At 41.4% G+C, this 15,794-nt stretch carries 7 protein-coding genes; 3 read left to right on the top strand and 4 right to left on the bottom strand.

Annotation, left to right across the window (positions count from 1 at the left end; genetic code table 11):
- Window positions 1-4: 4 nt before the first annotated feature.
- Entirely contained in the window at window positions 5-1,021 is a 1,017-nt protein-coding gene (locus AADY36_RS20660) for a LacI family DNA-binding transcriptional regulator (RefSeq protein WP_054562498.1), read from the top strand.
- Between the two features lie 35 nt (window positions 1,022-1,056).
- On the opposite strand, the gene uxaC is transcribed toward AADY36_RS20660, so the two are convergent.
- A complete protein-coding gene (gene uxaC, locus AADY36_RS20655) occupies window positions 1,057-2,499 on the bottom strand; it encodes a glucuronate isomerase (RefSeq protein WP_342409636.1) in 1,443 nt (480 codons plus the stop codon).
- A gap of 288 nt (window positions 2,500-2,787) precedes the next feature.
- Window positions 2,788-5,568, bottom strand: coding sequence for a TonB-dependent receptor (locus tag AADY36_RS20650; protein WP_342409635.1), 2,781 nt, complete (start codon window positions 5,566-5,568; stop codon window positions 2,788-2,790).
- A gap of 707 nt (window positions 5,569-6,275) precedes the next feature.
- Between AADY36_RS20650 and AADY36_RS20645 the strand changes: the two genes are divergently transcribed.
- Together AADY36_RS20645 and AADY36_RS20640 are read left to right on the top strand one after the other, a co-directional pair.
- On the top strand, window positions 6,276-9,230 hold the full coding sequence (locus AADY36_RS20645; protein ID WP_054562495.1) for a glycoside hydrolase family 2 protein: 2,955 nt from the start codon (window positions 6,276-6,278) through the stop codon (window positions 9,228-9,230).
- Between the two features lie 218 nt (window positions 9,231-9,448).
- Window positions 9,449-11,629, top strand: coding sequence for an extracellular catalytic domain type 1 short-chain-length polyhydroxyalkanoate depolymerase (locus AADY36_RS20640; protein ID WP_342409634.1), 2,181 nt, complete (start codon window positions 9,449-9,451; stop codon window positions 11,627-11,629).
- Window positions 11,630-11,675: 46 nt separating this feature from the next.
- On the opposite strand, the gene AADY36_RS20635 is transcribed toward AADY36_RS20640, so the two are convergent.
- Both AADY36_RS20635 and AADY36_RS20630 read right to left on the bottom strand, forming a co-directional pair.
- Window positions 11,676-13,754: a TonB-dependent siderophore receptor gene (locus tag AADY36_RS20635; RefSeq protein WP_342409633.1), complete on the bottom strand. Its 2,079-nt coding sequence runs from the start codon at window positions 13,752-13,754 to the stop codon at window positions 11,676-11,678.
- Window positions 13,755-13,990: 236 nt separating this feature from the next.
- Window positions 13,991-15,643, bottom strand: coding sequence for a hypothetical protein (locus AADY36_RS20630; RefSeq protein ID WP_342409632.1), 1,653 nt, complete (start codon window positions 15,641-15,643; stop codon window positions 13,991-13,993).
- Window positions 15,644-15,794: the final 151 nt, after the last annotated feature.

Here is a 15,794-nt window from a genome sequence, read left to right as displayed (position 1 = left end):
TTCTATGTCAGTGACAATTAATGATATTGCCCGCTTATCGGGGGTATCAAAACGTACCGTTTCTCGTGTAATAAATAGCTCACCTGCGGTAGGTGAAGCAACACGTGAAAAAGTGCTTGAGATAATAAAGCAAACAGGCTTCTCGCCAGATAAGCAAGCCAGAGGTTTAGCCTCAAGCCGTTCGTATTTGTTAGGGCTAATTTATGATAACCCTGATGCACTCTATATTGATGAAGTGCAACGAGGTGCATTGAGTGTCTGTGCTGAATTAGGCTACGAGTTAGTAGTACACCCAGGTTCTGCAAAACGCGAAGATTTTGTTGATGACTGCTTACGTTTTATCGCTCGTTCAAAATTAGATGGCGTCATTATCTTGCCTCCGGTATCAGAAAACAAAGAGCTCGCTGCAGCTTTAAGAGATGTTGATTGTCCATACGTAAGGCTTGCATCAGTTGATTTGGATGACGCTGATAATATTGTTGTATCTGACGAGCGTGCAGCAATGCGTGATATGGCAGACCATTTAGTCGAATTAGGCCATCAGGACATTGGCTTTATTTCTGGCCCACAAAATTATCGTTCATCAATAGAGCGTTTAGCTGGCTTTTTAGCTGAATTGCAGGTTTATGATGTAAATTTACCCTCAGAATATATTGTTGAAGGCAAAAATAGTTACGACAGTGGTTTAGAGTGCGCTAGGGAGTTGTTAAGCAAACAACCTAGGCCAACAGCAATCGTTGCTAATAATGATGAGATGGCTGCAGCTGTGCTCCGTGTGGCTAACAACCAAGGTATTAAAGTGCCGGAACAGTTATCGGTCGCGGGGTTCGATGACAATATTCTTGCATCTCGGATCATTCCATCGCTGACAACAATACGCCGACCTGTATTTAATATGGCATGCTTAGCCGTACAAAAGTTGATTAATCGCTCTCGTGGTAATCAAGACAAACTACCTATGCCAAAAACAGTAACGCCACATTTGGTGACACGCGAATCAACATCTCGAGTTCCTGAATAAGCACGACATTATGTCAATAATGCCGTGCTAGATTTTTATAAGTTATACGCCTTTTTAACCAACCCATAAGTCAGTTGATAAGCAAGCTGGTGGGCTGTTTCAATCGTTATTTGATGATTTGTAACAAGCTCTGCTAAGTAGCGGCAATCAACTCGACGTGCTACATCATGCTTTGCTGGAATCGATAGAAAAGCTCGCGTGTCATCATTAAAACCGACGGTATTATAGAAACCTGCGGTTTCAGTTGTTTGCTGACGAAAACGCAGCATACCTGCAGGGCTATCATGAAACCACCATGCCGGACCTAGTTTTAAACTAGGGTAATGACCAGCAAGCGGTGCCAGCTCACGACTGTAAGTCGTTTCATCTAGGGTAAATAAAATGATTTTTAACTTTGGATGATTACCATATTTACTTAAAAGAGGCTTAAGCGCATTAACATACTCGGTTTGGCTTGGAATATCTGCGCCTTTATCACGTCCAAATTGATTGAAAATTGGCTGGTTATGATTACGATGTGCACCAGGATGAATTTGCATCACAAGGCCATCTTCAATACTCATACCTGCCAGCTCCGTTAGCATTTGGCCACGAAATAGTTCTTGCTCTTGTTCTGTTGCGTTACCTGTGCGGCATTTTTTAAATAATGCTTCACATTCAGATAGTGATAAATCAGCAGTAATCGCACTTGGGTGACCATGGTCGGTTGCAGTTGCTCGACCTTCCTTTTTAAAGTAAGCGCGACGAATGCGAACTGCTTCTAAATAACCTTGCCAAGTACTGGTATCTTGATCTGTTAACTCACCAAGCTTAGCGAGATTGTCAGTAAAGTCTTCTCGGCTCGCATCCACAACATCATCAGGCCTAAATGTGGTTATAACTCGTTTGGCCATAGCTGTATCAGCCATTTCTTTATGGTGTTCAAGTGAATCTAATGCACCTTCAGTAGTTGCTATGAGCTCAATGTTAAAGCGGTCCATTAATGCTTGCGGTTTATAAGCATCTGTTGCAAGTTCAGCGGTGATTTTATCGTAGTATTGTTGTGCGTTTTCAGAGTTAAGTTTTTCTTTAAAACCAAATACATCACAAAAAACGGCATCTAACCAGTAGCCACTTGGGGTACCTGCAAATAGGTAATAGTTATCCGCAAAAATCTGCCAAGCTTTTTTTGGATCTGCATTTTTTGATCGTGTTAAATCGCCATCGATACCATGCTCAGGAATACCAAGCTCGTTTAAATCAATACCTTGGCTGTAAAGCATTCTAAATACATAGTGATCTGGTTTTATAAAGAGTTCAGTGGCGTTACCAAAGTTAGGGTTTTTATTAAACCACTTTGGGTCTGTATGGCCATGTGGGCTGACTATTGGAAGATCTTTTATTTCTTCATAAAGTTCTCGGGCAACACTAACAATTGCCGGGTCACTCGAAAATAGCCTATCAGGGTGAAGTGAAAGCGGCTGTGATTTAATTGACATAAGGTTCCTCAAAATCTTTCGTTGCCAGCGGTGGCAAAATTTAAATATGTAATGACTAAACTTAATTAGCAGTGAGTAACTTAGGCACGTTAGTTGTTTTTTAATGGCCTAAGGCTGTTATTTATGCAATCAACTTTAGCAAACATTGCCACCGGTGGCAATGTTGTTACGCGTAGATAAATCTAGTCTATCTAAAATGAAAAAAGCACTGACCCTAAGGGTACAGTGCTTTATTTTCTAACTTGATGGGGAAATCAAATAAACCTTCCTTGGTTTTGCTAAACTTAGTTAGAAGCTATAGCGGAACCCTAAGCCGAATGTACGACTATAAATAGAGGCTGAGTCGTTTAGAACAGTTGGTAGTTCGTAGTATTGACGATAAACCTCATCTGTAAGGTTTGTCGCATCAAATGTCACAACTAAGTCTTCAGTGACATCGTAACTTACTTGGAAGTCTAAACTTTGTTCTGGTCGACGATAAACACCTCGTGGATGTGCGAAACGACCTGAGCCATAGCGATTTAAGAATGAGTCACGCCAAACGTAAGAGAGGCGAGTGCTGAAATTTTCTCGTTCATAAATTAATACACCGCTGTAAGAGGTATCTGAAACACCAAATACGCTTCTGTTTGTGTATCCTGTTAACTCACCTTCGTTGCTAAAGATTGGAATGTCTTGATCCGAATCTAAGAAGGTACCACTTGCTTGAAGGCCAATGCCATCTAACCACTGTGGAACAGATTCAGGGAAGTAAACTAAGCCAACTTCAACGCCTTTCAGAACACCATTGGAGGTGTTGCCAGGTTGAGAAAGTATATAATCTTCCATCTCACCGGTTTCTGGGTTTGGAAATTGAGCTTGGCGTAATGAATCAAAAACAAACCCTTCAATATCTCTGTAGAAGTAGGTCGCATACGCTGAGCTACCTTCATTAAAGTAGTATTCTAGTGAGAAGTCATAGTTAGTAGATTCAACTGGGCGTAGGCTTTGATTACCACCGCTTGCGTTGCCGTAGCCAACATTTGTAGTGTCTGGACGTAAATTAATAAAACTATTTAATTGGCCAAACTCTGGGCGGCGTAAGGTTTGTGTATAAGCAAAACGAGTAATTAAATTATCGCTTAAATGATAGCGTAGCGTTAAATTAGGTAAGAACTTTGCGCTACTATTTCGGCCAGTACTCTGTACTATGCCACCAACTTCTCCATCCCAGTGGTAAAAGTCCATGTCAGCGCCTGCGTAGGTATAGCGAAGACCAATATCACCGTCTAATCGATTACCAAAAAGTTGTGTTTCAAATTGGCTTTGCACATATGCAGCCCATGAAGTTTGGTCGATATCGAAGTTCTTTTGTAGCGTCATTCGACGCTCGCCATCGGCGCTATCGTAGAAATTAAACGTATCACGATACTCTGCACGGTTTTGCCATAAGTTTTTTGCATTAAAGGCAACCCATGATCTCGGCAAATCACTTTTCCCATCAAAGAAATCACTATTTACGTAGTGCGCTTCTGAGCCTAGAGATGCTAATGGAATAGGGTTAAATCGATTAGAATCACGACTACTGCTATCAGCTGTACGTTTATCATAACGAACACCTGCTTTAGCTTTTGTAAAGATACCCCAGTCAACATAGAAGTCGAGGTCAAGCGTGAATGTTAAGCCATCACCATTATCCTCACCGCCGTTATCGAACATGGTACTGGTGGTCCATAAGCTTGGATCGGTTAAATCAAGTGGGGTACCAAACTCTTCATCGTAAACAGTCCATGCCATGATGCCGTCTTCATGATTGAAGTCTGCCATGACAAATGGAAAACGAGTATTTGCCTGCATAGCAACAAACTCACGTTCATATTTACTTGTTTGATAGACCAACTCAGATTTTAGTGTCGCATCTTCAGATAGCGCCCATTTACCACCTAATGCAAACATGTAGCTATCAGTTTGGCTCTTAGAAAAGTCGCCGCTGGTAAATGCACCTGAGTCACCCCAAGCACGAGATTTGATGACATTTGTGCCTTCAAACAACACTGGTTGTGTCACGGTTTCTACCCGTGAAGAATCTGCGTATGAGAATAATAGGTGGTTATTACTTTCGTTGCGGTAGCCATTGTAAAATGCTTCGAAAATATACTCTGATGTATCATTTGGTGCCCATTGAAATGACAGGTTTACTGCTGGGCGTTCACGTTTACCAGTTAGATCTGACTGATTTAGTGCGTCACGACTTAGATAGTACTCAACCTCACTGTCAGTTGCAGGGTCATACATGGTTGCCCCTGGCGTTCTGTCCATACCGTGCTCAAGGCCAGTTGGCCATGGGTAAATACGATTTAAGTTATCAGCTCTAAATGGCACGAAACCACCTGGCGCACTATTTTCATCTCGGTAGCTGGTGCTAGCAAATGAAAGGTTAATTAATGCGCCTACATCACCAACAGATGACTCCCAACGATTGCTGGCAAGCACACTTACGATAGGATCGGTTTCTTCAGATTGGTCTTGATAAACGCCACGGGCATTGACCACAACCTTTGAGCCTTCAAAATTAAATGGACGTTGGGTGCGAACATTAAGCTGACCCGCAATACCGCTCGCTAATTGGCTGGCATTTCGTGTTTTGTAGACTTCTACACTTTCAAGAAGTGCCGCAGGTATGTCTGCAACAGCAAGTTGACGCCCTGCTGCGGTGAACATTTCTCGGCCATTAATTGTAGTTGTAACATCGGTTAAGCCACGGATTGTAACAGTATTTACTTCACCCGATGCGCGGTCTGTTACCTGTACACCTGTTACACGTTGCAGAGCCTCAACAAGGTTATTATCAGGAAACTTACCAATATCTTCGGCAACAATCGCATCAACAACCTGAATTGATTGGCGCTTGATATTAACGGCTTTATTTAAGCTGCTTCGGATCCCAACAACTTCAATTATTTCAAGGGAATCATTGTTGTCATTTGCTTGAGCGTTTTGTGTTTGCTCTGCAGCCTCATCTGCTGCATAAACACATTGCCCAAAAAGGGCCATACAAATTGTGCTGGCTAATGTCGTTTTCTTAAACATTTAAAATAACCTCCAAAATTATTTTAATGCGAATCAATAACAGAAGTTATTTGATTCAGTGTTAAATCAGCATCATTAGAAAAACCTCTAATGTTCGACAAGGTGCTGATATCGTGTGTTTTTTTATTAAGTGTATTTTTCCTGCAATTTTGCCACCGGTGGCATTTTTAGCCAAATAGTTGCACCGCAAGTAAGCATGCCAGGCTTGTTGTGTTGTCTTCATCCCCCTAACCACGCTCCTAAATTTTATAACACAGAAAATTTAGATGTTTAAGTATTATTATATTCTTTTTAATATTTTGTTACATGTTTCTGCTTATTTTCTAAAATAAGTTGTTTTTTATCAGGTGTTTATTTTTTCGGTGGAATTTCGAAAAAAGAGCATGAGAATGTAGTTACATAGCAATTCGTATTATTTTTATGCTTCATAAAGAGAGGGTTCAGTTGTAGTGCAAGGTTTGATTTCTTTTTGGTGCAAGACAAAAAACAAATGACATAATTGTTAATTTATTTATTAAAATTAATGCAGTAGGTCGTTTTTTAGCGTCAAATATGATGAGTAAAACACGCGAACAAGGTGGATGAAACCTCAAAATGCTACCGGTGGCAATTGTATTATGATATGTATATACTTAATGGTAATATTAGCTTGTGTAGACTAAAAATTTTCTAAAAACATTATAATTTCAACAGTTAGAGGAACACATATGAGGAAGGATTATTTTGGCCGGCTTGAAAAAAAGCTAAGGTTAATAAGCAAACCAGCATGGTTTGAAACCAGTATATTAAGAAATGCGTTTATCGCTTGCTTGAGCTTCTTGGTTGTAGCCTGTAATAGTCAGCAAAGTGTTGACATTCAGCCTAATGATGACGCTAAAACAGACATAATGATGTTAAGTGGGACTGGCAGTGATGATGCGGTGAAATGGGACTTTTACTGTAGTGAAGGGCAAAACTGTGGTCAATGGAGCAAAATAGATGTTCCTTCTAACTGGGAGCAACAAGGCTTCGGTAACTATGATTACGGCTACATCCCAGATAAACATAGCGAACAAGGTATTTATCGTCGTGATTTTAGCCTACCTGCTGATTGGTCTGGTCGCAAAATTGAAATTGTTTTTGATGGTGTGATGACAGATGCCACTGTGTTTGTGAACCAACAACAAGTGGGGCCAACCCACCAAGGTGGTTTTTATCGATTCAGCTATGACATAACGCCATTTTTAAAAAGTGGTGAAGCTAATGAGCTAAAGGTTGTGGTAGATAAAGTTTCGGCTAACAAAAGTATTGAAGCAGCAGAACGCGCAGCAGACTATTGGGTGTTCGGTGGTATCTATCGTCAAGTCTTTTTACAGTCTTTGCCACAATCTCATATTGACTGGGTTTCATTAGATGCAAAAGCGTCTGGTGAATTTAAAATGGATGTTTATCTCGAAGGACTTGATAAATCAAATGCTTCTGCTGTTGAAGCACAAATTTTAGATTTAGATGGCAACCCAGTAAGTGAAACGTTTAATGCCAAACTTGATGGTAACAAAGTGCATTTAGCCACTAATGTTGACTCTCCTGAGCTTTGGAGTGCCGAGACGCCTAATTTATATCAAGTACGTATTGATTTAAAAGAAGGCTCTAAAACTCTACATAGTTTCGATAAAACCTTTGGCTTTAGAACTTTTGAATTACGCCCACATGACGGCTTATATTTAAATGGCGAAAAAATTATCCTTAAAGGGGTTAACCGTCACAGCTTCCGTCCAGCAACTGGACGTACTATGACTAAACAAGCCAGCATCGATGACATTAAGACGATGAAAAGCATGAACATGAATGCTGTTAGAATGTCGCATTACCCACCCGATGTGCACTTTTTAGAAGCGGCAGATCGTCTTGGTATTTATGTTATTAATGAGTTAGGCACATGGCAAAAGCCAGTTATTGATACGCCATCAGCGAGACGCCTAGTTGCTCAGCTTGTTAAACGCGACCAAGCACACCCAAGTATTTTATTCTGGGCGAACGGTAATGAAGGCGGTTTTAATACCGATGTTGATGATGATTATCACCTTTATGACATTCAAAACCGTCCAATTCTTCATCCTTGGGAGTTGTTCCGTAATATCGATACTGATCATTACCCAACTTACTCGGAACTAGTAGCTAAAAAAGCCCGTAATGAAGTATTTTTCCCAACCGAGTTCTTACATGGCTTGTATGATGGTGGCCATGGTGCAGGTTTGAGAGATTTTTGGGACTTCATGATGTCAACTCCTGTTGGTGCCGGTGGTTTCCTATGGGTGTTTGCTGATGAGGGTGTTGAGCGTACAGATCAAAATGGCCGTGTTGATACCGACTTTAACCATGCGCCAGATGGTATTGTTGGACCTTATGGTGAAAAAGAAGCGAGCTTTTTTACAATTAAAGAAATTTGGTCACCAATCCAAGTTGAAAACTTAAAGAATGGCCAGTTACTTGCCGGTTCTTTTGACGGTCAGTTGCAAGTTAAAAACCTGTATGACTTTGTTGATCTATCAACTATGTCGCTCGAATGGCGTTTATATCAGCCAGTGACAGCGTTTTCTGATAAAAAGCAGCTTGTAGCGAGCAATAAAGCCACACTCCCTGCTATTAAGCCAGACTCGACAGGAACAGTACAATTGAACTTACCTGACAATTGGCAGCAAAATGGGTGGTTAGAGGTTGAATTTTTTGACCAGCAGCAGAATTCAATTTGGACAGATGCTTGGCCTATCCAGAGTGCGGCTAAACTTGCAAAATTAACTCAAGAGCAATTTGAAAATCAGGCATCAGCAACTAAACCAGCTCAAATTGTTAGTCAAAACGAATCTGAGTTAGCGGTTAAGGCTGCTGATAGAACAATTATTTTTGATGCAACAACAGGTCTATTAAAGTCATACAGTAAGCAAGGTCAAACTGCGGCGTTGACAAATGGTCCTAGGTTACTTCGTTCTGATAACTCACTAAATAAAGGGGTTTATAATGGTATTGGTTCATGGCTAACTCATGATCCAAATGCTGAGAAAGAAGCGCAACAAGATAAAAAACCGACAGAATTAAAGTCTGAAATTATTGCTAATGATTTAGTGATTGAAGTGATGAACCCGCCAGCAGGCATTACAAAGCTAACTTGGACTGTTCACCCTGAAGGTCATTTATCAATGGATGTTGATTACTGGCTTGACGGTGAATACATCCTTCATGGCGTTGGTTTTAATTATCCGAAAAAAGCAATTGAGCATAAACGTTGGTTAGGTGATGGCCCTTACCGTGTATGGGCTAACCGCTTAGAGGGCGTAAACTACTCTGTTTGGGAAAATGATTATAATGAAGGCGTTGCTGGCGAGCGCTGGGAATTACCTGAATTTAAAGGGTACTTCTCGGATGTTCAGTGGCTTACATTAAGCTCTCAGCAAAGTGAAATCACTTTCTCTACTGCAACTCCGGAACTATATGCGCGAATTATGCAGCCTGATGATGGTGAGCGTCCTGATAATACATTAGCACTTAAATATGATGAAGAAATTAGCTTCTTACACAGAATTAGTGCAATAGGGTCTAAGTTCCACGCTGCTCATCACCTTGGCCCACAAGGTCGACCTGTGGCAGAAAGAGGAATAAACAATATCAAGCTAACGATATACTAATTTACAAAGAGTTACTCGTTTTAGTAAAAGCGCTGCAGAAACCTGCAGCGCTTTTTTGTTTTAATCCACTAAAGTGCATTAATAAAAAGTGATTGTTTAGGGTTAAGGTTTCTTATGGATGTAGCACTATAGTTATAGGTCGCTTTTTAAATAGTTCTACTACATTGAGTTAGTCATCAACTGACAGACAACAATGATAACGACTATAAAGGCGATATATGCAAAAAGTAACACAATTATGTAAACGAAAATCAGCGTCGTTTACTCCGCTCGCAGTGCTCTGTGCTGCTATTTTCTCGCAGCCAAGTTTTGCAGGGAGTTGGCAGCAAAATGTCAGCATTGGCGGTTTTAATAATGTTCATATTTACACTCCTGATACGCAATCAAGCATAGGCAATGGCCATTCTTTGATGCTGGTACTGCATGGCTGCGTGCAACCCATTAATAACTACTTAACTGCTAACCTTGAAGATGCAGCCGAAGCCCATGGCATGGTAATAGCCGTTCCTGATGCTATGAATAAAGCAGGCTATAGCTGCTGGTCATATTGGCAAGGAGCAATCAATCGCAGCTCTGGCGATTATAAAAATCTGGTTAATTTAGCCAATACATTGAGCGCTGATGCAACGCGTAATATTGACCCTAAACAAGTGTATATTGCAGGCTTATCATCTGGAGCCGCAATGGCTGCACAAACGGCTTGTGTAGCGCCTGATGTATTTGCTGGGGTTGCACCAAGCGCTGGGCCAACCATCGGCACAAGTTCAAGTGGGGCAATTTCGACCTGTGAAACAGTGTCTGAAAACACCTTTGTATCCCGCTGTGAAAGCTATGCTGGCAGTTATAAAGATCATTTTGCCACACAAATAGCGGTGATTGGTCATGGTACTGCCGATACCACAGTGAATACCTGTTACAACCAGCAAAACGCAGATGGCTTTGCTGCCCTTTATGGGGTTAATCAACTTTCAGGCACAACGACAATAAGTGATGATGCAACGCGTAACGCTGAGCAGTCACTTTGGCAAGAGAATCGGGTTGCTATGCTGTGGTTTAATAATTTGGATCATTCGTGGTCGGGCGGGCAAGGTGCGTCTGGCGATTATGTGGCGGCAAACAGTATTAATTTTGCAACCTATCTCGGTGGGTACTTTGCGGCTAATAATAAACGAGTTGATCGTAATGCAGGCCCTGAAATTAGTAATTTAACTGCCACAGACAGTAATAATCAGCTCACCATTACAGGCAGTGCAGTCGACCCAGAAGGCAGTGTAACCAATGTTGATATTAACGTGTATAGCCTAGTCAGTGGCGCGGCAAGCTTAATTGAGTCACTGAACGTGCAAGTCGATGCGAATAATACCTTTAGCGGGGTGACAAGTGCACTCAGCGATGGACTTTATGAAGTGCGTGTCAGTGCCACAGATAATGAAGCGAAACAAGGTGATGAAGCTAATCTTACGGTACGCGTTGGACCAGAGCCTGCAGCTACAGCACCACTACTGAGTGATACTGCGGCTAGTGTAAACGGGCAGTGCGCTACAGTGACGGGAACGGTGATTGATAATAATCAAAACTTAAGTACTGTAGTGGTCAGTTTTAGCAATGGTGATGTGACAGCTACAGTGAATGGGCTTGAGTATTTTGCTGAGCAATGCAATCTAGCTGGCGGCAATAATAGCGCAGTGATCACCGCAACAGATGATACCGCGCTGACATCAACAGATAGCATTAGTTTTGTCATCGATGCTGGCGTGACAGGCGATTACAATCTTCATATCAACGAAGGCCATATTAGTTGGGGCGAAGGTTATTCTGCCTGTTATTTAGCGTTTGGAACCGCTGCCTTTACAATGCGCGAGTATTCAGCGGGTACAAATCAATGTCAGTGGATTGCTGATGATGATTCAAGTTGTGCAGGGCCATTACAAGCATGCAAAACCACCACTGAACCGACTAATGACGCAGACAACGACGGTGTGCTCGACGGCGCAGATAATTGCCCGAATGTAGCGAATGCTGATCAAGCTGATAACGATAATGACGGGATTGGTAATGTGTGTGACAGCACTCCTGATGGTGAAACGAGTGACTCTGACAGCGATGGTGTTAGTGATAGCCTAGATAACTGCCCGCTGGTGGCCAATAGTGATCAACTGGATAGTGATGCAGATGGTGTGGGTGATGCGTGTGACTCAACACCGAATGGTGATTACCAATGCAGCGAAACTACTTCAAGCAACTATGCACATGTGCAAGCAAATCGCGCAACCACGAATGGTTCTTACGCTTATGCGGTGGGTTCAGGTGATAACCTAGGTCTTTATAACACTTTTTATACCAGTACCTTAGCGCAAACTAGTGCTGGGTATTATGAATTAGGTAATTGCCCTAATTAATAGATGTGTGTCGCCCATTCGGGCGACACTTTTTTCTAAACAGCGTTTAGAACTTATAAGTCAGAGTTAGGCTACCGTTTGTTGGCGCGCCATAATAACCCACAGTTTGTAAGCTATTGATGTATTGCTCATCAGTAATATTATTAACGTTTGCCTGTACTGCAACTTGGTCATTAATATTCCAACGCGCGAAGGCGTTTAGCAGCGCGTAACTACCTTGCTTAACATTGTAATCAGTGCTTTCGATTTTAGATTGCCAACGGCCATTTAAACCAACAACCACTGCATCTGTTAATGCATAGTCTACTGTTACACCAACAACATCGCGAGGTGCCCATTTATTGGTGTCATCACCATTTTCATCTGTTACATCAATATGCGTATAAGATGCGACGATATTCATAGCGTCGGTGATTTTACCTGTGACTTCAAATTCATAGCCTTCTGATTCAATAGACACGCCTTCATAGTAATAAATGCCATCTTCTGTCAGGCCTGCGTATTGCGCAAAGTTATCTTGCTCAGCAGTAAAATAAGCAAATGTTGTCATTAGGGCATCATCAAACCAAGAAGCCTTAACACCGGTTTCAAAGTTAGTGCCTTTGGTAGGTGCTAAGTATTGGCCGTTGTAATCAGCTTGCTCTTGTGGCTGATAAATATCTGAGTAACTAGCATATAAGTTTAAATCATCGTTTAACTTATAGGTAAAACCGATATATGGGCTAGTTTCGCTCTCATCATTATCGATAGATGCACCGGCATTCATACCTGAGCGTTCAAATTCAATAGCGTTAAAACCAACCACAGTAAATAATTTATCCGTAATATTTAACTGAGCAGAGCCAAAGTAACGGGTTAGCTTTTGTTCAATATCTGAATACAGAACCGGCGTTAACCATTCAGGTTCTGGGATCGCATCTAAATCGTACGGGAACGCAGGCGTTGGTCCGGCCGCTGGTGTATTTGCAAAATCAAACGGGTGCTGATACATCACATCATCACTTTTTGCATGGCTTACCCCAAAGCTCGCTTGGTGCTCTTTACCAAACAATTCAAAGGCACCAAATGCTTTGATTTCAAATAAATCAGCATCGATTTCACTATCATAACGACCAGGAGAACCATTTAGGCCAAGGTTAGTATCTTTATCAATAGTGCCATATGCATAAAAAAGTTTATCTTGCTCTTCAAAACCGCGGAAGTTGTAGCTCGCTTGAAGCTGCCATGCGTTTGCAAAAACATAGTTGTATTCAACAAATGCAGAGGTGTTAATGGTGTCCCACATTGTCCACTCTTGGGTGGTTGTGTCGCTGACATCCCATTTAGCTTGCGTGCCATCTGTGTAGTTATAAACAAGGCCGCCCCAAGTATTGCCATCGGTATCTGCATCTTGATATGAATAACCAATAGTAACCGTTGAGTTATCTGTAAGCTGACCATCTACCACCGCAGAGAAAAACTCGCGGTTGTTCTCAAGGCCATCTAGGTATGACTCTTTATCTTCTGCAGCAGCCACAAAACGAGCAGCCCAACTACCTGATTCAGTTAGTAAAAGAGAATAGTCAGCTTGTAAACGTTTAAAATCCCATGAACCAACAGAGACGCCGATCTCGCCGCCGTTTTCGTTTTTAGGGCGTTTGCGCACATAGTTAAGCGTACCCGATGCATTACCTACACCAGTGAGTAAGCCATTGGCACCACGAATAACTTCAATTTTTTCGTAGCCGTATGCTTCCATTGCGCCGGTAACGATACCCCAGTCATTCGGTAAGCCAACGCCATCGATTTGTGTATTCTTAATTTCAAAACCACGTGATGTGTAGTTGGTACGGTTAGTTTCCCATTCTTCAACATTGATACCAGGTGCTAAGCGTAAAGCATCATTAATGTTAAAAGCGGAATAATTCTTTAGTTGCTCAGCAGAGATCACACTAATTGATTGCGGCGTTTCATCAATTTCTAGTGCTAAACCTGTCGCGCCTTCACTAATACGGTTTTGTCGAATACCTACAATTTCGATTTTTTCGAGGTTAGCTTCTACGTCAGTTGTTTGTTCTGCAAAACTGATTTGAGGGTAAAGTGCACAAAGAATAGCGGTTGCAACAGGCAACTGAGTGAATTTCATTTTTATCTCCGCGTGTTATTAGCAAATTTTTATAGGATTATTGTTTTTAATAAGGAAACAATCGGCGGGTAAGTTATCACAACTGATAATAATTATCATCACCATTCATCGCAAAGGTGATATGTTAATACAAATAAATGTAACTAATTATGTCAAAGAGTTCTGTGTATATGAAAAGGCGAGTTTACTAATTGGGTATGAAAAAGGCGCCCTGAGGCGCCTAGATTTAGGAGTATTTATTTTCTGCGGATACTAAAGTTATCTGGACCTTTGGTTGTAATAGATTGAGCAAGGCTCACTTCCTCTATATCCATTACTTGTACCTGTTCTTTAGCATGAACCACTTCAGAATCTAAAGACTTATCTTCTTGTAAGAAATAGAAGTGCTCACCAATTTGAGCTCCCTCATGGTTAATACCGGCTTGATACAAGCTATATTGTTTGTTACCTGCGCGAGTCTCAAGAGTACCGGTCGTACCTGAGCCAGGAAGAATCGCAAAGTAAGCAACACGTTCATTACGGTGGCCTTCATTTAAAGTATCTTGTTCAAAAAATGCGGCACTAAAACCTGCATTATTTAAGCCTGCAACGCGCGTATAAACTGTATGAGGGCCATTAAAAGTTTGTGTTTGCAAGAATATATGTGGTTTTGCTGTAAATGCTTCGCTAAATTCTACCGCTTTATAAGCTTTAGTATCGTTTAAAATAAAGCTGCCAATTTCAACGATAGTGCCATCGCTCATTGTGTAGCGACCTTCGTCCATTGTTAAGAAGTCAAACGACTCAATATTAGGGTGACCTTGGCCGTCTTGCAGATATTGCCACTCTTGGAAAGATACAGAATATCCCGCTGGTGATACGTCAGTTAAACGGTTTGTACCACCGTGTTTACCATTAAATGTTGGCGCAGAGGTAAATACAGCTGGTGCGGTAAATTCTTGATCACCAAAGTCATAACTTTTCCAGTTGCTATCTAGCTGTTTAATCACTGCTTCTGAATAGTAAGGGATTTGTTCACTCGGTAATGAGCAGCTAGGCTCTACATCACATGCTACAGCATTTTGCGTATTGGTCGTTAAGTCGTTAATGCGAACTGGTAGTGTTGCTACAAGGCAGGTTTCGCCTGAGTACGGATCTAAACGGTAAAGCTTAGATTCGTTTTTATCGCCATGGTCATTGATGACAGAGCGGCTGATCACAAGGTCGCCATTGTTATTAACTGTCGCACCGCCTACCGCGATTAGCTCATGTTTTGAAAGCTCGGTAGCCGCAAAGCTTGTGCGGTCAATACTGTAAACTGAGGTTGTGGTTATTAGCAAAAGCTCGCCATTTTTAACGACTAAATCAGCGCGGCTTAAGCCATCAATGTCGCTAAAATCTGCAAGTACATTTGCTTCGCCAGTGTTTTTATCAATGCTGTATAGCTTGGTAAAACTAACTGCAAGTAGTGAATCAGAGCTTGCATCATAGGTCATACCAATTACAGATTTAGTAGTACCAACCACAACATGTTCACCTGTTGCATGATCTAAATAGGCTAAGCGACTATATTTGAATTTATCGGCACGAATAGGTAGGTGTGAATACTCCTCATCACTGACATCAAGGTGACTAACATCAACTTTGTACTGTAGCGGAATAGGTGAAGAAGTATAATAAGTACGATTTGTTGAAGCATCATAGGCAATCGCTGCAGAGCTAAACTGAGCGATTGAATGTGCCGTAGCCGACTTGTTTTGCTCGTCAAGGCTAAATACAACACCGGTTTCACCACGGCCAGAGTTCATTGCAAAGATTTCGCCCTGACAGCTAGCTGCAACAGCATTTGATGTAGCTAATGCACTTGCAACTGCAAGGCTTGAAAGTAACAAGTTAGTTTTTATCGACATAAGTAAATCCCACTATTAGGTTTATTCCGACACAAAGAGATAAGACCACTTTGTATTAATAGTGAGCATTATAGTGAGAACCCTCACTTTACGAATGCCGATAAAAGCTGTTTTTGAGTCTAAAATTTAGTCTTTAAGTATTAAAAAAAGC

The sequence above is a fragment of the Pseudoalteromonas sp. D15MCD-2 genome (assembly GCF_038562745.1).
GTDB lineage: Bacteria > Pseudomonadota > Gammaproteobacteria > Enterobacterales > Alteromonadaceae > Pseudoalteromonas.
Note: the sequence above shows the minus strand (reverse complement) of the source record. Positions and strands in the feature narration are given on the sequence as shown.